This window comes from Streptomyces actinomycinicus, from assembly GCF_016741775.1.
In the GTDB taxonomy this organism is placed as follows: domain Bacteria; phylum Actinomycetota; class Actinomycetes; order Streptomycetales; family Streptomycetaceae; genus Streptomyces; species Streptomyces actinomycinicus.
This window is the reverse complement of the sequence record NZ_JAERRK010000020.1, coordinates 127,207-149,791: the sequence shown is the minus strand read 5'-3', so window position 1 is coordinate 149,791 and position 22,585 is coordinate 127,207. Positions and strand designations below refer to the sequence as shown.

The following is a 22,585-nucleotide window of genomic DNA, read 5'->3' as shown; positions in this document are numbered from 1 at the left end:
CGGCCCGTCGCGGGTGTCGCTCCCCGGGCCGGGCAGCGCCCCCGACGTCCGCGTTTCGTAAGGAGCGGTTGTCCGGTATGCCCGGTTCCCATTCGTAGGGTGAGCGTCGTGACCCCCTCGACACCTTCAGTTCCGGCGCGCGTGGACGTCGTGCTGCCCTGCCTCGACGAGGCCGCGGCCCTGCCCTGGGTGCTCGCCCGGATCCCGGCGGGCTGGCGCGCCCTCGTGGTCGACAACGGCTCCACCGACGGCTCGGCGGACATCGCCCGCTCCCTCGGGGCGACCGTCGTGCACGAGCCGCTGCGCGGTTTCGGCGCCGCCTGCCACGCCGGGCTGAGCGCAGCCACCGCCGACGTCGTCTGTTTCTGCGACTGCGACGCCTCCCTCGATCCCGGTCTCCTCGTGCCCTTCGTCCGTGAAGTGCTCGACGGCGAGGCCGATCTGGTGCTCGGCCGCCGGCGGGCGCGGGGCCCGGGTGCCTGGCCCGCGCACGCCCGGGCCGGCAACTTCGCGCTCGCGCGCATGCTGCGCCGCCGTACCGGGGTGCGGCTGCACGACCTCGGCCCGCTGCGCGCCGCCCGCCGGGAGCCGCTGCTGGCGCTCGGTCTCAGTGACCGGCGCAGCGGCTATCCGCTGCAGATGGTGGTGCGCGCGGCCGACGCCGGCTGGCGGATCGCCGAGCACGACGTGCCCTATCTGCCGCGCACCGGCACCTCCAAGGTGACCGGCACCTGGCTCGGCACCTGGCACGCGGTGCGGGACATGAGCCGGGTCCTGGCCGAACCCCCGGCGGGCCGGAGGGCCGTACGGTGACCACTCTGCTCGTCATCGCCAAGGAACCGGTACCGGGGCGGGTCAAGACCCGGCTCACCCCTCCGTTCACGCCGGCCGACGCGGCGGCGCTCGCCGAAGCGGCGCTCGCCGACACCCTGCACGCCGTCGCGGCCGCCCCCGCCACCCGGCGCGTCCTGGTGCTCGACGGCACTCCCGGCCCGTGGCTGCCGCCCGGCTTCGACGTCGTGCCGCAGTGCGCGGGCGGCCTGGACGCCCGGCTCGCCGACGCGTTCGCGCGCTGCACGGGGCCCGCCCTGCTCATCGGCATGGACACCCCCCAGGTGACCGCGGAGCTGCTCACCGTGGACTTCGCCGACTACGACGCCTGCTTCGGCCCGGCGGAGGACGGCGGCTTCTGGGCGCTGGGGCTGGCCGAGCCGGACCCGGCGCTGCTGCGCGGGGTGCCGATGTCCACGCCGCGGACGGGCGCCGTCCAGCGGCGGCGGCTGACGGCGGCCGGGCTGCGGGTGCGGGACCTGCCCCGGCTGCGGGACGTGGACACCGCGGCCGACGCGGCGGCGGTCGCCGCGCTGGCGCCGCTCGGCCGGTTCGCCGCCCGGCTGGCCCGGTGCGCGGCACACGCCGGACCCGGGACCGGGCGATGAGCGCCCCGCCGGCCGTCGCCTGGGCCGGGGCGGACCCGTACGCCGCCGCCCTGCGCGCCGGGCACGGCCCGCTGTTCCTGCGCCGTGCCGACGGCTGGCTGCTGCCGCTGGAGGTCGAGCGGTGGTGCGCGCGGGCGGACGCGGTGGACCGGACGGTGCTGGACCGGTGCGAGGGCGCGGTGCTCGACGTCGGCTGCGGGCCGGGACGGCTGGTGGTGGAACTCGCCGCCCGGGGCCGTACCGTCCTCGGCATCGACGTCAGTGAGGCCGCCGTCGACCACACCGTGCGGCGGCTCCGGTCACCCCTGCTGGGGCTAGGCCGCGAACGCCGAGACGGGCAACAGCGAGACCGGGAACGGCTGGACCGGGAACGGCGAGACCGGGAGCGGCGAGACCAGGAGCGGCTGGACCAGGAGCGGCGAGACCAGGAGCGGCGAGACCGGGAACGGCGCGGTCCGGAAGTCGGTCGAGGCGGGGCCCTGCGCCGCTCGGTGTTCGAGCCGCTGCCCGGTGAGGGGCGCTGGGGCACCGTGCTGCTCATGGACGGCAACATCGGGATCGGCGGCGACCCGCGCACCCTGCTGGACCGGGTCGCCCGGCTCCTGTGCCCCGGCGGCCTGCTGATCGCCGAGACGGCCGCGGTGGACGTCGACGAACTGGCCGAGGTGCAGGTCGTCGACGTCACCGCTGCCGGTACCGGCGGCGGCGGAGCCTTCCCGTGGGCGCGGGTCGGCACCCCGGCCCTGCTGCGGTACGCCCAGGGCTGGGTCCCCGCCGGTCAGTGGACGGCCGGCGGGCGCCGCTTCGTCGCCCTGCGCAGCCGCACCGCCAGGAGCAGCGCCGAGCCGCCGAAGAGCACCGCGGTGATCAGCAGCCAGCGCGCCGGGTAGCCGTCCGCCGACAGGCCGGTGGCGGTCCGGTACCGCCGGTCCACCATCCCGCTGATCAGCGGGAACCACACGAGCAGCAGCAGCCCGGACAGCGCGGCCGGGACACGCACGTACATGGTCCACTCCCGGCGCCGGGCAGCGCCGAGTCCGCGTACGAGCGCCCGGTCCGCGAGCGAGTACAGCGGCAGCAGCACGAGGTCGTGGAGCAGGGCCGCCCCCACCAGCCACAGGGCCACGGCCGTCCAGTCGTCGGCGAACAGTCGTACCCCGGCATAGCCGGCCAGCGCGAACGAACAGGCCAGCAGGAGGATCTGGAAGGGATTACCGAGGGGCGGGCGCGGGCGCATCACAGGTCTCCGAAGGTCAGCCGGGCCACCCACTTGGTGTTCAGCACACCGGGTGCGGCGGGCACGATGATCCGCGCCGGGTAGCCGTGGTCGGGGGACAGTTCCTCGCCGTTGACGTACAGGGCGAGCAGGGAGCGCGGGTCGGCGACCTGGTTGGCGCGCAGGGCCGCGCGGCGGAACGCGCCGTGCCGCTGGAGGGACTCCACGAACACGTCCGGCGGGTCGCCGTCGTGGCCGACGAGTGCGGCGAGATCGCGCAGGCGTACCCCCCGCCACCACTGGTCCGCCGTCGACCAGCCCTCGACGCAGGCGATGGGCAGCGCCGAGCTGTGCAGCGGCATGCGGAGCAGGTCGGCGCGGCCGAGGCGGACCGTCCCGGTGCGTCCCGTGACGACGAGCCGCCAGGCCTCCTCGCCGGTCTCCGCCGCGTCGATCCCGGCGTAGGCGGCGGTCTTGTTGATCTGGAAGCCGTTCGGCCCGCTGCCGGGGTCGGCTCCGCCGTGCGGCGCGAGCAGGGCGGTGCGGCGCAGCGCGCCCCCGATGCTCTGCCCCACGGTCGTGGCGAACAGCAGCAGTGAGGCACCCCCGACGAACCACAGTGCGCCGCGCCGGGAGACGGTCGGCGGGTCCGGCCGGGGCGACACCAGGTCCCCTCCCCCGGGCCCGGCGGCCGTCAGCGGCTCCCCGGCCGCCGCGTGTGCCCCGGGCTCCTGCCCCGCACGCCGTCGGCGGGCGTTCCGCAGGGCCGTCGGCACCTTCAGCACCGCATGGGCCACGAACGCGGCGAAGAACACCCAGGCACCGTAGAAGTGCAACGGGTAGAAGGAGCCGGGGAAGACGTAGTCGAGCTGGACGTTGAGGACGCCGGTCGTGAACTCGAACAGCCCGCCGCCGACCAGGAGCAGCAGGGAAATGCGCTCCAGGGCGTGTGCGAGCGAGCGGGCCGGGGGCAGGGCGAACAGCCTCGGCACCACCGACCACAGCTTGGCCAGCAGGACCGGGATCAGGGTGATGCCGAGGGTGACGTGCAGGCCCTGGGTGGCCCGGTACAGCCAGTGCGGGTTCGTCGGCCAGGCGAAGAGGTAGAAGCCGAGGAAGCCCTTGCCCGGGGTCTGGTCGTTCACCGGGTCGAGGCCCGGGTTGTACGCGGCGTACGACACCAGGCCCGTCACGAACAGCACCGTGATACCCACGAGCAGCACGAGGCCGAGCATCGAGGTGAACCAGGGGCCGCGCAGCGGACTGCGCCAGAAGCCGGGCGAAGAGGGAAGCCGTGGACGGTCGTCTCGCATGATCCGACGGTAGGCCGGAAGCGGCTGGTGGAGCGGCGCGCAACCCATGACGAAACGCTGACGTCGCATCGCGGGTCCGTTTCTTCCCCCGGTCGCCGTCCTAGCGTTCCGGTGTGACCCAGCCTTCCCTCCGTGACCGGTGTCCCGGCCCGCGTCTGCGGGACCGGTGGCCCGGCCTGCGCGCCGACCTGAGTGCCGCTGCCGCCGCCGCCCTGCTCGTCCTCGTCGCCGTGCTCGTCGGCCGGCACCTCCAGGACGCCTACCGCACGCTGTTCGTGCACTGGCCGCCGCTCTTCGCCGAGTGGGAGCCGCACCTGGGCCCGGGCACTGCGGCCGCCGCCGCGGTGGCGGCCGCAGTGGTGGCGTACGGGCCGGCCGTCGCGGAGCGGCTGCCGTGGCGCGGCCTGCTGCCGGCGGCCTGGGGCACGGCCGTGGCCTGGACGTGGTCGCTGGCGCTGGTCGACGGCTGGCAGCGGGGCGTGGCCGGCCGGCTGACCAGCCGCAACGAGTACCTCACGGTCGTCGGCCGGTTCCACGACATCCCGGCCGCCCTGCGCGACTTCACCCATCACATCGTGAGCGGCACCCCCGAGCCCTGGCCCGCGCACATCGCCGGGCACCCCCCGGCGGCCACCGTCACCTTCGTCCTCCTGGACCGGGCCGGCCTGGGCGGCGGGGGCTGGGCCGGGGCGTTCTGCATCACGGTGGGGGCGACCGCATGTGTGGCGGTGCTGGTGGCGGTGCGGGCCCTGGCCGACGAGTCGCTGGCCCGGCGGGCGGCGCCCTTCGTGGTGCTGGCGCCGGCCGCCGTGTGGGTGGGCGCCTCGGCCGACGGGTACTTCGCGGCGGTCGCCGCCTGGGCGGTGGCCCTGCTGGCCCTCGCGGTGACCGGCGGGTCCGTGGCCTGGGCGGCGGGCAGCGGGCTGCTGTTCGGCCTGACCTGCTATCTCTCGTACGGTCTGACGCTCTTCGCGGTGATCGGCGCGGCGGTGCTTGCGGTGGGCAGGCGGCGGGTCCGTGAGCGACCGGGGCTGCTGCTCCTGTTCCTGGCCGGGGCGGCGGTCGTACCGGTGGTGTTCACGTTGGCCGGGTTCGACTGGTGGGAGGGGTACCGGCTGCTGGTCACGCGCTACTACCAGGGTGTCGGCGGTACCCGCCCCTACGGCTACTGGGTGTGGGCCAACCTGGCGTGCACGGTGCTGATCACCGGTCTGGCCACGGCGGCGGGGCTGCGGCGGGCCGGCGCGGTGCTCGGCCGGCGCCGCACGGCTCCCGCGGCGGAGATCCGCTTCGCGCTGCTGGTGGCGGCGGCCCTGTCGGCCCTGCTGATCGCCGATCTGTCCGGGATGAGCAAGGCGGAGACGGAACGCATCTGGCTGCCGTTCGCGATGTGGCTGCTCCCGGCCTGCGCCCTGCTGCCGAGGCCGCGGATCTGGCTCACCGCACAGGCGGTGCTCGCGCTCCTGCTCAACCACCTGCTGTTCACGGGGTGGTGAGCGGCCGTCCGCTGCTCGCCGGGTGCCGGCCGTCTGCCGTTCACCGGCCGGTGAGCCCGTTGCGCTGTCAGGGTGGTTGCTCCGGGGCGGCTGTGCCGAAGTCACCGGCGCCGCCGGCCGGCCAGCACGATGGAAGTCCTGCGCCACCGGGCCGGACACGGTGGCACGACCCCCCGGAGTGCATGTGACCGCCGAACCGACGCCCGACGACGCACCGCCCGCACGCTACGACGACCTGCGCGCCCTGGTGTTCAACTGCACGCTGAAGCGGTCGCCGGAGCGCAGCAACACCCAGGGGCTCGTCGACCGCAGCGTGCGCATCATGGAGGCCCAGGGCGTGCGGGTCGATGTCGTGCGCGCGGTCGATCACGACATCGCCACCGGCGTCTGGCCGGACATGACCGCGCACGGGTGGCGGTCGGACGCCTGGCCGGAGCTGTACGAGAAGGTCATGGCGGCGGACGTCCTGGTGCTGGCCGGTCCGATCTGGCTGGGTGACAACAGCTCGGTGATGAAGCAGGTGATCGAGCGGCTCTACGCGTGCTCGAGCCTGCTCAACGACGCGGGCCAGTACGCGTACTACGGCCGCGTCGGGGGCTGTCTGATCACCGGGAACGAGGACGGCGTGAAGCACTGTGCGATGAACGTCCTGTACAGCCTCCAGCACCTGGGTTACGCCGTCCCGCCGCAGGCCGACGCGGGCTGGATCGGCGAGGCCGGTCCGGGGCCCTCCTATCTCGACCCCGGCTCCGGCGGCCCGGAGAACGACTTCACCAACCGCAACACCACCTTCATGACCTGGAACCTGCTCCACCTGGCGCGGCTGCTGAAGGACGCCGGCGGTTTCCCCGCGTACGGCAACCGGCGCACCGCCTGGGACGCCGGCTGCCGTCACGACTACGAGAACCCCGAGCACCGCTAGGGCCTCTCTTTCGGATCTTGCCGGAGTCGCGGGGTCTGGCACGCACATCTGCGGCGTTGTCGCCCGGAGCCGGCCTGATCCGAAGGAAGGGCCCTAGTCCGGTCCGGCGGCCGGCCTTTCGGGGCCGGACTCCGCCGCACGGCACCGGCCGACCCGGGCCGTCGCGGCCACGGCGCGCGGCAGCGGGCCGTGGCCGGTTCGGTGCGTCAGTGACGGGCCGCCCCGCGGCTGCCGGCGGGGCGGCCGGGATCAGCCCTGCCGGCCGGTCGCCCGGGAACGGAAGCGCCGGTACAGCACCGCCCCGCCCACCAGCGACGCCATGCTCGCGGCGGCGGCCGCCCAGGTGCCGTCCGCTCCGGTGTGCGCAAGGGTGCCGGGCGTGCGCTGCCGCACGGTGGGCGGGGTCGGCACGGGCGTCGCCGGCCGGCTCGCGTGCGGCTTGGGCTGGGCCGGAGGCACGGCACGGGTGGGCGGCGTGGGCTCGGCCGGGGGCGGCGTGGAGCGGCCGGGCTCGTCGGGGTGGGCCGGGGTGTTCACGGACTGGTTCCCGAAGACGGGATTGCCGATGCCCACCACGTTCACGCTGTTGCCGCTGACGTTCACGGGCAGATCGACCGGAAGCTGGATCCCGTTGCCCGAGACGACGCCCGGCGAGTCCGTCTCGACGCCGTGGGCGACCGCCCCGGCAGGCGTCTCGGCCGCCCCGGCAGGCGTCTCGGCCCGCTCGTCCTTCCGCACGGCGTCGCCGCCCGCGTTGGCGCAGCGGTTGCCCGCGGCGGGGTTGAGCAGCCCGACGACGTTCACGGTGTTGCCGCACACGTTCACCGGGACGTGCACCGGCAGTTGGATGCCGTTGCCCGAGATCAGCCCGGGCGAGCCGCCCGCGGCACCGTCCGCGGCGGAGTCGGCGTACACCGGCACCGTCACCGCCATCGCACCCGAGGCGGCGGCCACGGCGATCAAACTGTTTCGGGTAGCCCGTTTCATCGGTTCCCTGCCTTCCAGATACGGTCGCGGGTACTCACCCGCATCCGGTGAAACGCAGGACAAACCGTCCAAGTTATGGTTTTTCAGCATTTCGCCCGATACGAGGGACGAACCGCGTGCCGGGTGGGGCTCCGGCGCCCGCTTCCGGTACGGCGCGGATGCGCATCCTACGACGCTCGCGGCGAGCCGACGGGCCCGCCGGGCCGGTGTTGCGTCGGCCGCGCCCGAGGACCGTCAGCACGCGTACACGCTCACCTGCCGGCCCCGGCGCGCGGCAGCGGCGCGGGTCCCCTCGGCGACCGCCGGCGCGGCGCCGGGTGTCATGGTCGTCCCGGCCCGTATCCGGTCACCGAGAGGGGTGCCTGCGAGGCCTCTCGGTGACGAGGAAGAGCAGGTTCTCGTGCAGCCGCGGCCGTGCAGAACCCCGAGCGACTCCCGCCCCGGCAGGGCCAGGTGACCACTTGTCACCGCGCCGGCACACCGAGTCCCGCGACCCCGTCCGTTTCCCGCCGCTCGCACATGGCCGAGCGTGCCGCAGCGCCGGAGCCGGGAAGCTGATAGGTCTCGGTGGTCAGCCGCAACGACCAAGGAATCGACCAAGGAATCGACCGAGCGCTCGACCGAGACGAGGAGCGATGGAAACCACCGTGCGCGACACCCGTGCCGTAAGGGCACCCGCCAGTCTGCAACTGCCCGGGATCCTGCTGGGGGTGGGACTCGGCGGATTCCTCGACGGCATCCTGCTGCACCAGCTCCTGCGGTGGCACCACATGCTCAGCAGCACCGACCACGACCGCATCGGCGTGAAGTACTACGACCCGCACACCGTTTCCGGGCTGCAGATGAACACCCTGTGGGACGGCGTCTTCCACACGGTGTGCTGGCTCGCCGTGCTCGGTGGACTCTCCGTCCTGTACGCCCGGGTGACCGCCGGCCGGCGCCAGGTGTGGGGCTCCCGCGTGCTGTGGGGCTGGATCCTGGCGGGGTGGGGCCTGTTCAACCTCGTCGAGGGCGTGCTGGACCATCACGTCCTGGGCATCCACCACGTGCACGACGGGCCGCACCGGCTCTGGTGGGACCTCGGTTTCCTCCTCCTCGGTGCGCTGCTGCTGGCCGGCGGCGGGCTCCTGCGGCGCAGCGGACGGTCCTTCGATCCGGCGGCCGCCCGCACCGGCCGGACGGGAGACGCCGGCTGATGGACCACGGCACGATGCCCATGCATCATCAGCAGAGCGGGGGCGCCACGGCGGCCGTGTTGCCGCTGCTGCCCCTGCTGCTCTGCGCCGCCGGTTATCTTCTGCTGGCGCACCGGGCGAACCGCAGGAATCCGGCCCGGCCCTGGAACCCCTGGCGCACCGTCGCTTTCACCGCGGGGCTGACCCTGCTCGCGGCGGCGCTGCTGCCGCCCCTCGCGCCCTGGGCGCACCAGGACTTCCGCGGCCATATGACCCAGCACCTGCTCATCGGCATGTACGCCCCGCTCGCCCTCGTGCTCGGCGCCCCGGTCACCCTGCTGCTGCGCGTGCTGCCCGCGGCGCGCGCCCGGCGCGTCACCGCGGTCCTGCACAGCGGCCCGGCCCGTCTGCTCACCCGCCCGGCCGTCGCCCTGCTGCTGTCCACGGGCAGCCTCCCGGTCCTGTACTTCACCCCGCTCTACGACTCCGTCATGGCCGAACCTGCCGGGCACTGGCTACTGCACGCACACTTCCTGCTGTCGGGTTGCCTGTTCGCGCACTCCGTCGCCGGCCCGGACCCGTCCCCTGCCCGGCCCGGGGTGCGGGTCCGGCTGGTCTGCCTGGGGTGTGCCATCGCGGTGCACGCGGTCGTAGCGCAGCTGATGTACGGCGGGTTCTGGGTGCGCATCCACGCGCCCGTGCCCCAGGTCCAGGGCGGTGCCGAGATCATGTACTACGGCGGTGACATCGCCGAGCTGCTGCTCGCGGCGGCCCTGGTCGCCACCTGGCGTCCAGAGCGCCGGGCGGTCGTGCGGCCCGCGGCGGCGCCTTCGTAGCGCGGTGCAGGGCGGCACACCCCCGAGTCAGTGGAATATTGAACAACTGCGTCCCGTTGTGGCCGCCGAAGGAGGTCACGAGTGGAGACGCAGGGGACGCAGGGGGAGACCACGTACTACGAGCACGGCAGCGCCGCCGAGCGGTGGGAGCGCGCGCAGCTGTTCTTCGGCGCGAAGGACTACGCGGGTGCGGCGCGCGTGCTGGCCGGGCTGGTCGAGGAGGTGCCGGAGCAGACCGGACCCCGGCTGCTGCTGGCACGGGCCTACTACCACTCGGCCCAGCTGAGCCGCGCCGAGGCCGAGCTGCGGGCCGTCGTGGAGCGGGACCCGGTGGAGCGCTACGCCCGGCTGATGCTCGGCCGCACGCTCCAGCGGCAGGCCCGGCACGCGGAGGCGGAGCCGCACCTGCGGATCGCCTCGGCACTCGCGGGCGACTTCCCGGAGGCATGATGCCGGCGGCACCGGCGCCGGCGACGATTCCGCAGACGTGGCCGCAGGGGTGAGCCGTCGTGCGGGCCCGGTTCCCTGGCGGGGACCGGGCCCCGGTGCGTCTCAACCGTCCCCGCGCGTCACAGGGGTGTCGCCGTGTGCAGGATCAGGAACAGGGTGACGGCAGCGTTCGCCGACGACATCGCGGACACCAGGGCACCGGCGGCGGCGCCCCAGGCGGCGAGACCGACCGAGGTGAACGCCGACGGCCAGTTACGGGCCGCGGGTGGCGGCGCCAGCAGCGCGGCCACCCGGCGCGGCACCGGACCGGTGGCCACCGGCGCCGGGAGGGTCGGCGCCGGGGCGCCCGCGGAGCGCTGCTGCACCCAGGCCGCGCCGACGGGGCCGTCCGCCTCGCGCAGGGCACCGAGGACCTGGCCCTCCGGTTCCCCCTGGCCGCGCCGACGGGCCCGGCCGTCCTCCCGTCCCGTCCGCCCTCCCTGTCTCTGCCTCCGGCGGCCCTGGCTCCGGCCCGATGCGCCGCAGGGACACCCGAGCCGGCGTGGATGCGCCGCAGGGACACCGGAGCCGGCCTGGAGAGCCCCTTCGGCTCACTCGCCGGCTCACCTCCACCGGCGTGCCGCCATACGCTACTTCACGCCGGTGGCACTCCCGTAGCTGCGCCGGCCGCGCCGGTGCGCGATCTCGCCGAGGACGATGTCGACGGCGAGGAACCCGGCCAGCGGGATGCCGAGCAGCGGCACGAACCAGCCGAGGACCGCGACGGCGGCGAGGGCCGGTACGAGGACGTGGGGCGGCACCTCGGCCCAGGCCCCGCGCGGGATCGGCCGACCGAAGGCGGAACCCCGGCCGCGCTGCCACCACATGCGGTAGCCCCACAGGACGAGGAGCACGAGGGCGAGCGCCAGCAGGGCGAGGGCGATCTGGTTGCCGAGGCCGAAGAGGACGCCGGTGTGCAGGTCGATGCCCCAGCGGGTGAGCTTGGCGAGCACCGGGTGGTCGGCGAACCGCAGTTCGTCGGTGACCCGGCCGGTGGCCGGGTCGACGGCGACGGCGTCCGCCTTCGTGGGCCAGCTGCGCTGGACCTGCTTGACGACGTAGGCGCTGTCCGCGTCCGCGGGCGGCACGATCTCCACCGGGTTGCCGAGGCCCTCGGCCCGGGCCGCCGCGAGGACCTTGTCCAGGCCCACGCCGTGCCCGGCGGTGCCGCCGCCCGCCGTGCCCGTGCCGTGACCGGCGTGTTCGCCGCCGGCCACGGCCGCCGAGACGGACGGGGTCGCCTGGCCGAGCGAGGTGCGCAGCTCGTCGATGTTGGCGCCGGCGTACGCCGACCAGGTCAGGCCGGTCGCGGACAGGAACAGGAACCCGGCGGCGGTCCAGACGCCGACCGTGCCGTGCAGGCCGAGGGAGCGGCGCCGGCCGCTGGTGCCGCGGACCTTGCGCAGGGCGCGGCGCCGGGAGAACCACAGCACGAGGCCGCCGCCCGCGATGACCCACAGCCAGCTGGCGGCCAGTTCGCTGTAGAGCCGGCCGGTCTCGCCCAGGTGCAGATCGCGGTGCAGTTCGTCGATCCAGGTGCGCAGGGGCAGCGCACCGGTGGAGCCGTACTGTTCGAGCGCCCCGCGGACCGTGCCGGTGTACGGGTCGACGAACACGGCGAGGGTGTGTCCGGGGTCGACGCCCGCGACGCCGGAGAGCAGCACCCTGGTGGTGGCGCCGGCCTCGGGGGACGGCCGCACGGCCGCGACGGTGCCCTCGGGGTGGGCCTTGCGGGCGGCGGCCACCTGGGCGGAGACGGGCAGTTCGCGCTCGCCGACGGGGACGGTCAGCTCGTGGTCGTACACGAGTTTCTCGGCCTGGAAGGAGCCGGCGTACAGCAGGCCGGTGACGGCGGCGACCAGCAGGAAGGGCGCGACGAGCACGCCGGCGTAGAAGTGCAGGCGCAGCACGAGGGGGCGCAGGGGTGCCCAGCGGCTGCGGGCGGCGGGGCGGGACGCCTCGGCCGGGGCGGTCGGGGGAGCGGTCGTCATCGGCGGGTTTCTCCGGGGACTCGTACGGTGGGCGGACCGTCGGCGCGGACGCGACGGCGGTCCAGTAGTCGGTCCGCGAAAGGATGGAGTTCCCCGGGGTGTTGGTGACCTGTGCCACAGGTGGGGGCGGGGGCCCGTGGCATGCTGACGCGATGGCACCTCCCCGTGATGACACACCGCTCGCCGAGCGGGTCGAGGAACTCCTCGCCGCCGGCGGTCCCTTGCCCCTCGTCGCGGCCGGCCGGCCGGTGCTGCGGCGCGCCACCGTGCCGTACGACGGCCAGCTGGGGCCCGCGCTGCTGGCCCGGTTCGTCGAGGCCCTGCGCGTCACCATGCACGCGGCGCCCGGTGTGGGTCTCGCCGCGCCGCAGGTCGGTGTGGAGCTGCGGATCGCGGTCATCGAGGATCCGGCGCCGGTGCCGCAGGAGGTCGCGCTGGTACGCGGCCGGGTCCCGCAGCCGTTCCGGGTGCTGGTCAACCCGGTGTACGAGCCGGTCGGCACGGCCCGGGCCGCGTTCTTCGAGGGCTGTCTGAGCGTGCCGGGCTGGCAGGCGGTGGTGGCCCGGCACGCCGAGGTGCGGCTGCGCGGCGCCGACGAGCACGGCCGCGCGCTGGACGAGGTGTTCACCGGGTGGCCCGCCCGGATCGTCCAGCACGAGACGGACCACCTCGACGGCACGCTGTACCTGGACCGCGCGGAACTGCGCTCGCTGTCGACCGACGAGGCGGTGGCCGCCCTGTGGGCCCAGCCGGCGCCGCAGGCGGCGGCCGAGGCCCTGGGCTTCGAACTGCCGTAGACCGCCGCTCAGTTGTCCCGGTACGCCTCCAGGAGCCGCAGCCACACCTCGCTCAGTGTCGGGTACGACGGGACCGCGTGCCACAGCCTGCCGACCGGGACCCGGCCCGCCACCGCGACGGTGGCCGAGTGGATGAGTTCACCGACACCGGGGCCGACGAAGGTGACCCCGCGCAGGACCTCGTCCTCCAGGTCCACGACCATGCGGGCCCGGCCCTTGTAGCCGTCGCCGTACAGGCCCGCGCCCGCGACCGAGGAGAACTCGACGTCGACGGCGCGGACGCGGTGCCCGGCCTGTTCCGCCTCGGCCAGCGAGAGACCCACGGCTGCGGCCTCGGGGTCGGTGAACACGACCTGCGGTACGGCGTGGTGGTCGGCGGTGGCCACGTGGGCGCCCCAGGCCTCGTCCAGCAGGGGGGTGCCGGCGGCCCGGGCTGCGATCGCGGCGCCCGCGATCCGCGCCTGGTACTTGCCCTGGTGGGTGAGCAGGGCCCGGTGGTTGACGTCGCCGACCGCGTACAGCCAGTCGGTGCCGGTGACGAGCAGGCTGTCGTCCACGTCGAGCCAGGATCCGGGTTCCAGGCCGACGGTCTCCAGGCCGAGGTCGTCGGTGTGCGGGACGCGCCCGGTCGCGAAGAGGATCTCGTCGGCCTCGATGCGGTCGCCGGCGCCGGTGACGGCCACGACCGTGCCGTTCTCGCGGGTGACGGACTCGACCGTGGTGCCGGTGCGGACGTCGACGCCCGCCTCGGCGAGGGCCTCGGAGACCAGTTCGCCGGCGAACGGCTCCATGCGGTTGAGCAGGCCCTTGCCACGGACCAGCAGGGTGACCCGGGAGCCCAGCGCCTGCCAGGCGGTCGCCATCTCGGTGGCGACGACACCGCCGCCGACGACGATCAGCCGGCCGGGGGCCGCCTGGGCACTGGTCGCCTCTCGACTGGTCCAGGGCTTCACCTCGGCGAGTCCGGGCAGGTCGGGCAGTTGGGCGCGGGTGCCGGTGGAGACGGCGACGGCGTGCCGGGCGGTGAGGGTGCTGACCGTGCCGTCGGGGCCGGTGACGGTCACGGTACGCGGTCCGGCCAGCCGGCCCTGGCCGCGGTACAGGTCCGCGCCGGTCCCCTCCAGCCAGGCGACCTGGCCGTCGTCCTTCCAGTGGGAGGTGAACTCGTCACGGCGGGCCAGCACGGCCGGGGTGCCGAGCGGGCCCTGCGCGGCCTGCGCGAGGCCGGGCAGACGGCGGGCGTCGGCCTGGGCGATGACCGGCCTGAGCAGGGCCTTGCTGGGCATGCAGGCCCAGTACGAGCACTCGCCGCCCAGCAGTTCGCTCTCCACGAGCGCGGTGGTGAGGCCGGCCGCGCGGGTGCGGTCCGCGACGTTCTCCCCCACCGGACCGCCACCGAGCACCACGACGTCGTACACGTTGGATTCCGTATCCGTCATGGGGCCAGTCTGGTGGGTGGTGTGCGCGGCGGCCACAGGGGGTACGCGCGCGGGACACCGCGGACACGGGTGGAATAGGCGGCCCGGCGGCCGTGTTCTCGCCAGCGGCACACCCCCTACACCAGGAAGCGGGAATCACGCCATGACCAGCACCGTGGAGCTGACCAAGGAGAACTTCGACCAGATGGTCTCCGAGAACGAGTTCGTTCTCATCGACTTCTGGGCGTCCTGGTGCGGGCCGTGCCGGCAGTTCGCGCCCGTGTACGAGCAGGCCGCCCAGGACAACCCGGACCTGGTGTTCGGCAAGGTGGACACCGAGGCGCAGCCGGAGCTGGCGGCGGCCTTCGACATCCAGTCGATCCCGACGCTGATGATCGTCCGTGACCAGGTGGCGGTCTTCGCCCAGCCGGGCGCGCTGCCCGGGCCGGTGCTGGAGGACCTGATCGGCCAGGCCCGCAACCTCGACATGGACCAGGTCCGCAAGAGCATCGCCGACCAGCAGGAGCAGGCGCCGCAGGAGCAGGAGCAGGCGCCGCAGGAGCAGGCACAGCAGGAGCAGTGACGGCCGCGGCAGCGGTGGCGGTGGTGGTCGGAAAGCGAAGCGTGCGGGGTCCGGGGCCGGCTCAGCTGGACTCGCGCGGGACCACCGTGGCGCCCAGCACGGTGTGCACCTCGGGCTCCGCTCCCGGGTCGCGCACGGCGCGGTCGACGAGTTCGGCGAGGTCGCGGCCCGACGGCAGCCGGATGTGGACGGTGCTGAGCCGGGGCCGCAGCAGCCGGCCGAGCATCAGGTCGTCGGCGCCGATCAGGGCCACGTCCTCCGGGATGCGCAGGCCCTCGTCCTGGAGGGCACGCATCAGCAGCATGGCGTACTCGTCGTTGTAGGCGAACACCCCGTCCAGGCCCGTCCCCGTCCAGCGGGCGGCCAGTTCGGCGGCGGCCTCCTCGGTGTAGGCGAGCGGCAGCTCCGTGACGGTCGCGTCCGTGCCGTGCAGGGCCTGGCGGACTCCGGCGAGCCGGGGCCGGGAGAAGGGCTCCAGGCCCGGCTCCCCGGGCACGACGACGCCGATCCGGCGCCGGCCCCGGGCGAGGAGGTGGGCGCCCGCGCAGTGGCCGACGGCGTCGTGGTCCATCAGCAGGGCGTGCGCTCCGTCGACGCGTTCCGGGCCGAGGGTCACCACGGCCCGGGCGCCGGACCGCTTGAGGACGGCGACGCCCTCCGGGCCGACGCCGGCACCGGGCACCAGGACGGCCACCGGCCGCAACTCGGCCCAGGCCCGGGCGGCTTCGTCGCCCTGCAGGCCGACGCTGCCGTACTGGACGACGGTGTAGTCGAGGCGGCCGAGCGCCCACTGGAGTTCGCTCAGGAACTTGGCGTAGAGCGGCCCGACCGGGACGGCCGGTGCGGGCATGAGGACCATGCGGCTGTGGCCGGCGCGCAGGCTGCGGGCGGCGGCGTGCGGCACGTAGCCCAGCTCCCGGGCGGCCTCGCGCACCCGCCGACGGGTCGGTTCGCTGATCCGTACGGCGCTGGTGTTGTTCAGGACGTAGGAGACGGTGGCACGCGAGACGCCTGCCAGGCGGGCCACGTCGGCGCTCGTGGGCGTGTTCGGTATCTGCACCATGACAGACCGCATCTTGGCAGAGGCACGGGGTCCCGGCTCGGGCGGGGCGCCGGACCGTCACCCACCGGAACCTTTCGGCGCAGGCCGCCGCCGCCGATCAGCCCGGCCGGGCGCCGGAGCACGGCTCAGCGGGGCGGCGGAGCGCCGGAGCACGGCTCAGCAGGGGGCCGGGCGCCGGAGCACGGCTCAGCGGTGCGGCCGGGCGCCGGAGCAGGGCTCGGTAGGGCGGCCGGGCGCCGGACCGCGGCTCAGCGGTGCGGCCCGGCGCCGGTGACCCGGTCGACCAGGTCGATCCAGCCGGTCGCCAGCCGTTCCAGCGGCATCCCGCGCTGCCGGGTGTGGTAGTGGATCAGCGCGGGGTCGAGCGAGGCCAGCAGCGTCTGGGCGAGCAGCTCGCAGTCGGCGTGCGGCACGATCTGCCGCAGCAGCATGACGACGTGGATGCGCAGGGCCTGGACCGCCGGGTGGGAGAAGCGGCGGGTCGGCTCCGGCTGGGCGGCGAGCTGCAGGTCCAGCCGCTCGGCCGAGCGGTACAGCACCGCCGGGCCGAACGCCCGCAGCCGCTCCAGTGGGGGCGCCCCGGGCCCCAGCGGCGGGGGCCCGCCCAGGAAGTCGGCCTGCAACTGCCGGTCGGAGTGGTCGAGCAGCGCCATCAGCAGCCCGGTGCGGTCACCGAAGCGCCGGAACACCGTCCCCTTGCCCACCTGGGCCGCCGCGGCCACCGCCTCCATGGTCACGCCGGCCACCCCGTGCTCGGCGATCAGCCGGGCGGCGGCGTCCAGCAGCCGGGCCCTGTTGCGCGCCGCGTCGGCACGCAGGCATGGTTCCCCGGGCGCCGTGCCGACCTCCAGCAAGGGGGACACGTCGAGAGGTTTCTGAGGCGGGAAGGGCGGCAGAGCGCTGGACATGAAGACAGCGTAAAGCATCGGGAACAAAACTGGACCGCGGTCCGCTTACGGTGATACAAACTATCCGGACCCCGGTCCGGATCGTCACTGCGATGTTTGAGCCCCTTGGAGTTCCCATGTCTGTTCGCATCCTCGCGCTCGTCGGCAGCCTCCGCGCCGGTTCGCACAACCGTCAGCTCGCCGAGGCCGCCGTGAAGCTCGCGCCGGAGGGCGCGGAGGTCGAGCTCTTCGAGGGCCTGGCCGACGTGCCGTTCTACAACGAGGACATCGACGTCGAGGGCGACGTCCCGGCCGCTGCCGTGAAGCTGCGCGAAGCCGCTCAGGGCGCCGACGCCTTCCTGCTCTTCTCGCCCGAGTACAACGGCACCATCCCGGCCGTCCTGAAGAACGCCATCGACTGGCTGTCGCGCCCGTACGGTGCCGGCGCCTTTGGCGGCAAGCCGGTCGCCGTCATCGGCACCGCCTTCGGCCAGTACGGCGGCGTGTGGGCCCAGGACGAGGCCCGCAAGTCCGTGGGCGTCGCCGGCGGCAAGGTGATCGAGGACATCAAGCTGTCCATCCCCGGCTCCCTGACCCGCTTCGCCGAGACCCACCCGATCGACGACACCGAGGTCGCCGCCCAGCTCACCGAGGTCGTGGCCCGTCTGCACGGCACCGTGGGCGAGAACGCCGCGGCCTGACGCCAAGGGACCGAGAGGGCCGGCCCTCAGGGGTGCGCCGGCGCCTGACCCGCGTGGGTCCGCCGGCGCCCCGCTCCCTGAGCCGGCGCCGCCTTCTCTCCCCCGGGTCCCTTGCAGGGCCGGAGCCCCACGGGCTCCGGCCCTTCGCCGTACTCCCGCGCCGCCCCCCGGCACGCCTGATCAGGACGGTGGGTCGCACTTCGTCCGCGACGGGGTAATGGGGTCATGACCGCACACGCGGATCATGACCGCACAGGGGACGCCGTCACACGGGAGGAGAAGCGATGGCCTTGGACCCTCCGCCGTTCGATCCGGAAGTCGCCGCGGAGCTGGAGCGGTTCCGGGGCGTGCTCGCGCCCGGTTTCACCCTGGCCGACCTCGATGCCGCCCGGGAGGGCACGGCCGTCGAGCTGTTCGACCTCACCTTGGACGGTGCGTTCGAGACGGAGGACCGTACGGTTCCCGGGCCCGAGGGCGCACCGGACGTCTCCCTCCTCGTGTGCCGTCCGGTGTCTGCCCCGGCCACGGCAGCCCTGCCGGTGATCTACCACGCGCACGGCGGCGGACTGGTGGCCGGCACCAACCGGGCCGGCGTGACCGAGCCGCTGGCCTGGGCACGGGAACTGGGCGCGGTGGTCGTGTCGGTGGAGTACCGGCTCGCGCCCGAACACCCGCACCCGGCACCGGTCGAGGACGCGTACGCCGGGCTGTCGTGGACCGCGGAGCACGCGGAGGAACTGGGCGGCGACCCGGACCGGATCGTGGTCGCGGGCGCCAGCGCGGGCGGCGGCCTCTGCGCGGCGCTCGCCCTGCTCTGCCGGGACCGGCGGGGCCCGCGGATCCACGGCCAGGTGCTCATGTCCCCGATGCTGGACGACCGCAACGACACCGTCTCCGGCACCCAGATGGCCGGCCGGGGCGTCTGGGACCGCACCGCCAACGAGACCGCATGGACCGCTCTGCTCGGTGACCGCCGCGCCGGCCCCGACGTCTCCCCGTACGCGGCCCCCGCCCGCGCCGCCGACCTCTCCGGGCTGCCCCCGGCCTTCCTCGACGTCGGTTCGGCGGAGACCTTCCGGGACGAGGTGGTGGACTACGCGTCCCGCGTCTGGCGGGCCGGCGGGGTGGCCGAGCTGCACGTCTGGCCTGGCGGCTGCCACGGCTTCGACAACCTCGCCCCCGAGGCGGCCCTGTCCCGCACGGCCCGGGCGACACGCGCGGGGTGGCTGCGCCGGCTGCTCGCGCAGTGAGGTCCGCCGGCCGGCACCGGCTTCCGCAAGACACCTGTGCGAAACCCGTACGCCGGCCCCGATCTGACGTTACCGTTCGGTAGACATCGTGCCCGGAGCCTCCCGGAGGTGCTCCCCCCATGACACCCGACCGTGCCGCAGGCCTCGCGGACACCCGACGTGCCCTCGCCGACGGGGAGGTGTCCTCCCGTGCGCTGGTGGAGCAGGCGCTGACCCGGATCGAGGCCACACAGCCCTCGCTGAACGCCTTCCGGATCGTGCGCGCCGAGGCCGCGCTCGCCGAGGCGGAGGCCGCCGACCGGGAGTTGGCGGCCGGTGTGCGGCGCCCGCTGCTCGGCGTGCCCGTGGCGGTGAAGGACGACATGGACGTGGCGGGTGAGCCGACCGCGTTCGGCTGTCCGGGTGATTTTCCGCCGGTGGCCACGGACGGGGAGGCGGTACGCCGGCTGCGCGCGGCCGGGGCGGTGATCGTCGGCAAGACCAACACGTGCGAGCTGGGGCAGTGGCCGTTCACCGAGGGCCCGGCCTTCGGGGAGACCCGTAACCCCTGGCACACCGGGCACACCCCCGGTGGGTCCTCCGGCGGTTCGGCGGCGGCCGTCGCCGCGGGGCTGGTGCCGGCCGCACTCGGCTCGGACGGCGCCGGTTCGGTGCGCATCCCGGCCTCCTGGACCCATCTGATCGGCATCAAGCCGCAGCGGGGCCGCATCTCGACCTGGCCGCACGGCGAGTCCTTCCACGGCATCACCGTCAACGGCACCCTCGCCCGTACCGTTACCGACGCCGCCCTCCTGCTGGACGCGGCGAGCGGCAACCACGACCTGGACCCGCACCGGCCACCCGCCCTGACCGTGGCCGACGCGGTCGGCCGCGACCCGGGCCGGCTGCGCATCGCCCTGTCCCTGAAGCCTCCGTTCACCGCCGTACCGGCCCGGCTGCACCCGGAGATCCGCGCCCGGATCCTCGAACTCGCCGAGAAGCTGGCCGGACTGGGGCATGACGTCGAGGAGGCCGATCCGCCGTACGGGCAGATCGGGCTGACCTTCGTACCACGGGCCACCGCGGGGATCGCCGACCGGGTCCGTCAGACCCCCGACCCCACGCTGCTCGACCCGCGCACCCGGGGCGCGGCGCGGCTCGGCCGGCTGCTCGCCGGGGCCCCGCTGCGGATCGCCCGGCGCGCCGAGACGGTGCTGCACCGGCGGATCGGCGCGTTCTTCCGGTCGTACGACGTGATCCTCGCGCCGACGACGGCCGCTCCCCCGCCCCGCATCGGCGCCCTGGCCCGGCTGGGCGGACTGGCCACGGACCGCGCGATGATCGCCGCCTGCCCGTACGCCTGGCCGTGGAACGTGCTGGGCTGGCCGGGCGTGAACGTGCCCGCCGGGTTCGCCGGCCCCGGTCTCCCGGTGGGCGCGCAGCTGCTCGGCCCGGCCAGCAGCGAGCCCCTGCTGGTGTCGCTGGCCGCCCAGTTGGAGGCGGAGCTGCGCTGGCACGAACGGTGGCCGCCGCAGCGGGCGGACGCGGACCGGCCGGCCGCGTGACGGCGTTCCGCCCGTACGCTGGGGCCATGGGCGACGCGTCGATGGTCGGGCTGATGGGGCGGGTGACCGGGACGGTGGGGCCCGGTCTGGTGGGCGAGGTGATCGTGCGGGTGCGCGGAGGCGCGGAACACTTCCTGGCGCACCCGGCCGACGGCTCGGCCCGGATCACCCCGGGCACGGTGGTGATGGTGGTGGAGCACCTGCCGCCGAGGACCGTCTACGTCACGGCGGCGTACGACAGTTGAGCGCGCGTACCCACAGGTGAGGGGGCGCGCGTCAAGATTGCAACAAGGTTTCGCCGGCGTCTTCACCGCACGCCCGGGCGGGCGCACACTCCCTTCGTTCGGTGCCGAACGGGCACCATGCAAAGGGGGCGTATGCCGATGATGGTCGGCGTCGTTGCGGGGGCGGTAGTCGTTGCCGTCCTCGTCCTGATCGGTCTGTTCAAGATGATGTGGCGGGTCGCCGAGCCGAACGAGGCGCTCGTCATCTCCGGGTCCAAGCACCGCACCGAGGGCCTGGAGGAGGGGATGGGCTTCCGCATCGTCACCGGGCGGGGCACGCTCGTGCTTCCCGGTGTTCAGGCGGTGCGCAAGCTGTCGCTGGATCTGAACGAGACCGAGCTGCAAGTGGACTGCGTGACGCACCAGGGCATTCCGCTGAAGGTGCGGGGCGTGGTCATCTTCAAGGTGGGCGACGACTTCGTGTCGATCGCCAACGCGGCCCGCCGTTTCCTGGACCAGCAGAGGCTGATGTCCGAGCGGGTGCACAACGTGTTCGCCGGTCATCTGCGGTCCATCGTGGGCGGGTTGACGGTCGAGGACATGATCCGTGACCGGGAGAAGCTGACCGGCCAGACCCGGGCGGCCTGCGGCACGGAGATGGAGAAGCTCGGGCTGATCGTGGACTCGCTGCAGATCCACGAGATCGAGGACCCGACCGGCTACATCCAGAACCTGGCGATGCCGCACGCGGCGGCCGTCCAGCGGGACGCGCGCATCGCGCAGGCGGAGGCGAACCGGCTGGCCACCGAGGCCGAGCAGCAGGCGGCGGCCCGGATGTCGGAGGCCATCAGGGACAGCGAGATCCTGCAGGCCGGCTACCAGGCCGAGCGGGACAAGGCGGCGGCGAAGGCCCAGCAGGCCGGCCCGCTCGCCGCGGCCGGGGCCCGGCAGGAGGTCGTCGTCCAGGAGACGCGGGTCGCCGAACTGGAGGCGCACCGGCGGGAGCAGCAGCTCCAGGCGGACGTCCGCAAGCCGGCCGACGCCCGGGCGTACGAGACGCGGACGCTGGCCGAGGCCGAGCGCGACGCTCGGATCTCGGCGGCCGAGGCCCGGGCGAAGGAGACCGAGCTGGCGGCGGCGGCCGAGGCGACCCGGGTGAAGGCCGCCGCCGGTGCCGAGGCCGAGGCGACCAAGACCCGGGGTGCGGCGAGCGCGGCCGCCACCCGGGCCACCGGTGAGGCCGAGGCCGCCGCCGCGCAGGCCAAGGGTCTGGCCGAGGCCGAGGCGACCCGGGCCCAGGGTCTGGCCGAGGCGGAGGCCATCAAGGCGCGGGCCGCGGCCCTGGCCGAGAACCAGGAGGCGGTCGTCGCCCAGCAACTCGCCGAGAAGTGGCCGGAGATCGTCCAGGCGGGCGCCTCCGCGTTCGGCAACGTGGACAACATGGTGCTGCTCAACGGCGCCGACGGCATGGGCGAGTTGTTCGCGAAGGCGCTCACCATGGGCGGCACGGGGCTGGGCCTGGCCCGCAAGCTGCTCGCCACGATGGGCGAGAACGGGCAGTCCCTGAACGGCGCTTCGCCGTCCCCCAACGGGGTGGCCGCGCCACCGCCGCAGAAGGTACGGGTGGATCAGGAGGGCTGACGGCAAGCGGTGACGCAGGGCCGGGGTCCCTCACCAGGGCCCCGGCCCTGCGTGTCGACGGGCCGGGGGCGGCAGGTGCCCGTCACGCCCGGGAGGTGGGGCACTAGGGTGCCCGCGTGAGCACGTTTACCGAAGAGGACGTCCCCGGCCGCAGGGGCCCGCACGCCACCACCGAGGCCGCCCCGCGCGAGGTCGGCCGGGTGCGCACCGAGTACTCCCCGGCCCACGACGGCGACCCGGACCCCGGCGAGATCGTGTGGACCTGGGTGCCGTTCGAGGAGAACGACGGCCGGGGCAAGGACCGCCCCGTCCTGGTCGTGGCCCGGGAGGCGGCGGGTACCTTCCTCGCCGTGCAGTTGTCCAGCAAGCGGCACGACGCCGAGCGGGAGGGCGGCGCGAGGGGCGCCCGGGAGTGGGTGGCGATCGGCAGCGGGCCGTGGGACCGGGCGGGCCGTGACTCCTGGGTGAACGTGGGCCGGGTGCTGCGGCTGCACGAGGAGGGCATGCGCCGCGAGGCCTGTGCGCTGGACCGCATGCGGTTCAACCTGGTCCGACAGCGGCTGCACGAGCGCTACGGCTGGACCTGACCGGCCCGCGTCCCGGAGCAGGGCGG

General features: G+C 74.6%; 23 protein-coding genes and 1 pseudogene. 16 read left to right on the top strand and 8 right to left on the bottom strand.

Translation table 11 applies throughout. The features are described from left to right. The first annotated feature begins 99 nt into the window (after positions 1 to 99). From JK359_RS30060 to JK359_RS30055, 3 genes are read left to right on the top strand one after another with little or no spacing between them, the layout of a single operon-like run. Complete coding sequence (locus JK359_RS30060; RefSeq protein WP_307788330.1) at positions 100 to 813, top strand: glycosyltransferase family 2 protein; 714 nt, start codon at positions 100 to 102, stop codon at positions 811 to 813. Next, positions 810 to 1,439 (top strand): TIGR04282 family arsenosugar biosynthesis glycosyltransferase, encoded by a 630-nt coding sequence (locus JK359_RS39400; RefSeq protein ID WP_307788329.1) that lies wholly within the window; start codon positions 810 to 812, stop codon positions 1,437 to 1,439. The genes JK359_RS30060 and JK359_RS39400 overlap by 4 nt, the downstream gene beginning before the upstream one ends. Further along, positions 1,436 to 2,329: a class I SAM-dependent methyltransferase gene (locus JK359_RS30055; protein WP_236678644.1), complete on the top strand. Its 894-nt coding sequence runs from the start codon at positions 1,436 to 1,438 to the stop codon at positions 2,327 to 2,329. Before JK359_RS39400 ends, JK359_RS30055 begins: the two co-directional genes overlap by 4 nt. Here the strand turns inward: JK359_RS30055 and JK359_RS30050 are convergent. Both JK359_RS30050 and JK359_RS30045 read right to left on the bottom strand, forming a co-directional pair. After that, the gene (locus JK359_RS30050; protein ID WP_201842276.1) at positions 2,218 to 2,676 is read right to left on the bottom strand and encodes a hypothetical protein; all 459 of its coding nucleotides are present in this window, start codon (positions 2,674 to 2,676) and stop codon (positions 2,218 to 2,220) included. The two genes, JK359_RS30055 and JK359_RS30050, sit on opposite strands and share 112 nt — an antisense overlap. Then, the gene (locus JK359_RS30045) at positions 2,676 to 3,968 is read right to left on the bottom strand and encodes a molybdopterin-dependent oxidoreductase (protein ID WP_201842274.1); all 1,293 of its coding nucleotides are present in this window, start codon (positions 3,966 to 3,968) and stop codon (positions 2,676 to 2,678) included. Before JK359_RS30045 ends, JK359_RS30050 begins: the two co-directional genes overlap by 1 nt. 155 nt (positions 3,969 to 4,123) lie before the next feature. On the opposite strand from JK359_RS30045, the gene JK359_RS30040 reads away from it, so the two are divergent. Both JK359_RS30040 and JK359_RS30035 read left to right on the top strand, forming a co-directional pair. Continuing rightward, positions 4,124 to 5,464, top strand: coding sequence for a hypothetical protein (locus JK359_RS30040; RefSeq protein WP_201842310.1), 1,341 nt, complete (start codon positions 4,124 to 4,126; stop codon positions 5,462 to 5,464). A 184-nt stretch (positions 5,465 to 5,648) separates the two neighbouring features. Beyond that, positions 5,649 to 6,386: a flavodoxin family protein gene (locus tag JK359_RS30035; protein WP_201842272.1), complete on the top strand. Its 738-nt coding sequence runs from the start codon at positions 5,649 to 5,651 to the stop codon at positions 6,384 to 6,386. Positions 6,387 to 6,635: 249 nt separating this feature from the next. Here JK359_RS30035 and JK359_RS40240 read toward each other — a convergent pair whose 3' ends face one another. Further along, entirely contained in the window at positions 6,636 to 7,373 is a 738-nt protein-coding gene (locus JK359_RS40240; RefSeq protein WP_307788328.1) for a chaplin, read from the bottom strand. Between the two features lie 635 nt (positions 7,374 to 8,008). Between JK359_RS40240 and JK359_RS30025 the strand changes: the two genes are divergently transcribed. From JK359_RS30025 to JK359_RS30015, 3 genes are all read left to right on the top strand, one after another. Further along, positions 8,009 to 8,569, top strand: a complete 561-nt coding sequence (locus JK359_RS30025; protein WP_201842268.1) for a DUF2243 domain-containing protein — start codon at positions 8,009 to 8,011, stop codon at positions 8,567 to 8,569. A 14-nt stretch (positions 8,570 to 8,583) separates the two neighbouring features. Continuing rightward, positions 8,584 to 9,384, top strand: coding sequence for a cytochrome c oxidase assembly protein (locus JK359_RS30020; protein WP_236678643.1), 801 nt, complete (start codon positions 8,584 to 8,586; stop codon positions 9,382 to 9,384). A gap of 81 nt (positions 9,385 to 9,465) precedes the next feature. Beyond that, a complete protein-coding gene (locus JK359_RS30015) occupies positions 9,466 to 9,834 on the top strand; it encodes a tetratricopeptide repeat protein (protein WP_201842264.1) in 369 nt (122 codons plus the stop codon). Positions 9,835 to 9,953: 119 nt separating this feature from the next. Here JK359_RS30015 and JK359_RS30010 read toward each other — a convergent pair. Then, a pseudogene (locus tag JK359_RS30010) lies at positions 9,954 to 10,187 on the bottom strand (M56 family peptidase); the annotation flags it as partial. 276 nt (positions 10,188 to 10,463) lie between these two features. Beyond that, entirely contained in the window at positions 10,464 to 11,864 is a 1,401-nt protein-coding gene (locus JK359_RS30005; protein WP_201842262.1) for a PepSY-associated TM helix domain-containing protein, read from the bottom strand. Between the two features lie 152 nt (positions 11,865 to 12,016). Here JK359_RS30005 and JK359_RS30000 point away from each other — a divergent pair, with 152 nt between their 5' ends. Then, a complete protein-coding gene (locus JK359_RS30000; RefSeq protein ID WP_201842260.1) occupies positions 12,017 to 12,661 on the top strand; it encodes a peptide deformylase in 645 nt (214 codons plus the stop codon). 8 nt (positions 12,662 to 12,669) lie between these two features. Here JK359_RS30000 and JK359_RS29995 read toward each other — a convergent pair whose 3' ends face one another. Next, on the bottom strand, positions 12,670 to 14,100 hold the full coding sequence (locus tag JK359_RS29995; RefSeq protein ID WP_201842258.1) for a dihydrolipoyl dehydrogenase family protein: 1,431 nt from the start codon (positions 14,098 to 14,100) through the stop codon (positions 12,670 to 12,672). A gap of 142 nt (positions 14,101 to 14,242) precedes the next feature. Between JK359_RS29995 and trxA the strand changes: the two genes are divergently transcribed. Beyond that, positions 14,243 to 14,662 (top strand): thioredoxin, encoded by a 420-nt coding sequence (gene trxA, locus JK359_RS29990; RefSeq protein WP_201842256.1) that lies wholly within the window; start codon positions 14,243 to 14,245, stop codon positions 14,660 to 14,662. 61 nt (positions 14,663 to 14,723) lie between these two features. Here trxA and JK359_RS29985 read toward each other — a convergent pair whose 3' ends face one another. Together JK359_RS29985 and JK359_RS29980 are read right to left on the bottom strand one after the other, a co-directional pair. After that, a complete protein-coding gene (locus JK359_RS29985) occupies positions 14,724 to 15,737 on the bottom strand; it encodes a LacI family DNA-binding transcriptional regulator (protein ID WP_201842254.1) in 1,014 nt (337 codons plus the stop codon). Positions 15,738 to 15,973: 236 nt separating this feature from the next. Beyond that, positions 15,974 to 16,651, bottom strand: a complete 678-nt coding sequence (locus JK359_RS29980) for a TetR/AcrR family transcriptional regulator (protein ID WP_201842252.1) — start codon at positions 16,649 to 16,651, stop codon at positions 15,974 to 15,976. Between the two features lie 98 nt (positions 16,652 to 16,749). Between JK359_RS29980 and JK359_RS29975 the strand changes: the two genes are divergently transcribed. From JK359_RS29975 to JK359_RS29950, 6 genes are all read left to right on the top strand, one after another. After that, positions 16,750 to 17,313 carry an NADPH-dependent FMN reductase gene (locus tag JK359_RS29975; protein WP_201842250.1) on the top strand — a complete coding sequence of 188 codons (564 nt, stop codon included), beginning with the start codon at positions 16,750 to 16,752 and terminating at the stop codon, positions 17,311 to 17,313. A 284-nt stretch (positions 17,314 to 17,597) separates the two neighbouring features. Beyond that, positions 17,598 to 18,563, top strand: coding sequence for an alpha/beta hydrolase (locus JK359_RS29970; protein ID WP_201842248.1), 966 nt, complete (start codon positions 17,598 to 17,600; stop codon positions 18,561 to 18,563). A 119-nt stretch (positions 18,564 to 18,682) separates the two neighbouring features. Next, positions 18,683 to 20,107, top strand: a complete 1,425-nt coding sequence (locus JK359_RS29965; protein WP_201842246.1) for an amidase — start codon at positions 18,683 to 18,685, stop codon at positions 20,105 to 20,107. Between the two features lie 26 nt (positions 20,108 to 20,133). After that, on the top strand, positions 20,134 to 20,352 hold the full coding sequence (locus JK359_RS29960) for an NfeD C-terminal domain-containing protein (protein ID WP_201842244.1): 219 nt from the start codon (positions 20,134 to 20,136) through the stop codon (positions 20,350 to 20,352). Positions 20,353 to 20,484: 132 nt separating this feature from the next. Further along, positions 20,485 to 21,972: an SPFH domain-containing protein gene (locus JK359_RS29955; RefSeq protein WP_201842242.1), complete on the top strand. Its 1,488-nt coding sequence runs from the start codon at positions 20,485 to 20,487 to the stop codon at positions 21,970 to 21,972. A gap of 116 nt (positions 21,973 to 22,088) precedes the next feature. Next, the gene (locus JK359_RS29950; protein WP_201842240.1) at positions 22,089 to 22,559 is read left to right on the top strand and encodes a type II toxin-antitoxin system PemK/MazF family toxin; all 471 of its coding nucleotides are present in this window, start codon (positions 22,089 to 22,091) and stop codon (positions 22,557 to 22,559) included. The last annotated feature ends 26 nt before the right edge of the window (positions 22,560 to 22,585 follow it).

Excerpts from the sequence above, each read along its gene's own strand:
- JK359_RS30055 (WP_236678644.1), top strand. The coding sequence starts at position 1,436 with ATGAGCGCCCCGCCGGCCGTCGCCTGGGCCGGGGCGGACCCGTACGCC.
- JK359_RS30050 (WP_201842276.1), bottom strand. The coding sequence starts at position 2,676 with ATGCGCCCGCGCCCGCCCCTCGGTAATCCCTTCCAGATCCTCCTGCTG.
- JK359_RS30045 (WP_201842274.1), bottom strand. The coding sequence starts at position 3,968 with ATGCGAGACGACCGTCCACGGCTTCCCTCTTCGCCCGGCTTCTGGCGC.
- JK359_RS40240 (WP_307788328.1), bottom strand. The coding sequence starts at position 7,373 with ATGAAACGGGCTACCCGAAACAGTTTGATCGCCGTGGCCGCCGCCTCG.
- JK359_RS30025 (WP_201842268.1), top strand. The coding sequence starts at position 8,009 with ATGGAAACCACCGTGCGCGACACCCGTGCCGTAAGGGCACCCGCCAGT.
- JK359_RS30020 (WP_236678643.1), top strand. The coding sequence starts at position 8,584 with ATGCCCATGCATCATCAGCAGAGCGGGGGCGCCACGGCGGCCGTGTTG.
- JK359_RS30005 (WP_201842262.1), bottom strand. The coding sequence starts at position 11,864 with ATGACGACCGCTCCCCCGACCGCCCCGGCCGAGGCGTCCCGCCCCGCC.
- JK359_RS30000 (WP_201842260.1), top strand. The coding sequence starts at position 12,017 with ATGGCACCTCCCCGTGATGACACACCGCTCGCCGAGCGGGTCGAGGAA.
- JK359_RS29995 (WP_201842258.1), bottom strand. The coding sequence starts at position 14,100 with ATGACGGATACGGAATCCAACGTGTACGACGTCGTGGTGCTCGGTGGC.
- trxA (WP_201842256.1), top strand. The coding sequence starts at position 14,243 with ATGACCAGCACCGTGGAGCTGACCAAGGAGAACTTCGACCAGATGGTC.
- JK359_RS29985 (WP_201842254.1), bottom strand. The coding sequence starts at position 15,737 with ATGCGGTCTGTCATGGTGCAGATACCGAACACGCCCACGAGCGCCGAC.
- JK359_RS29980 (WP_201842252.1), bottom strand. The coding sequence starts at position 16,651 with ATGCTTTACGCTGTCTTCATGTCCAGCGCTCTGCCGCCCTTCCCGCCT.
- JK359_RS29975 (WP_201842250.1), top strand. The coding sequence starts at position 16,750 with ATGTCTGTTCGCATCCTCGCGCTCGTCGGCAGCCTCCGCGCCGGTTCG.
- JK359_RS29970 (WP_201842248.1), top strand. The coding sequence starts at position 17,598 with ATGGCCTTGGACCCTCCGCCGTTCGATCCGGAAGTCGCCGCGGAGCTG.
- JK359_RS29965 (WP_201842246.1), top strand. The coding sequence starts at position 18,683 with ATGACACCCGACCGTGCCGCAGGCCTCGCGGACACCCGACGTGCCCTC.
- JK359_RS29960 (WP_201842244.1), top strand. The coding sequence starts at position 20,134 with ATGGGCGACGCGTCGATGGTCGGGCTGATGGGGCGGGTGACCGGGACG.
- JK359_RS29955 (WP_201842242.1), top strand. The coding sequence starts at position 20,485 with ATGCCGATGATGGTCGGCGTCGTTGCGGGGGCGGTAGTCGTTGCCGTC.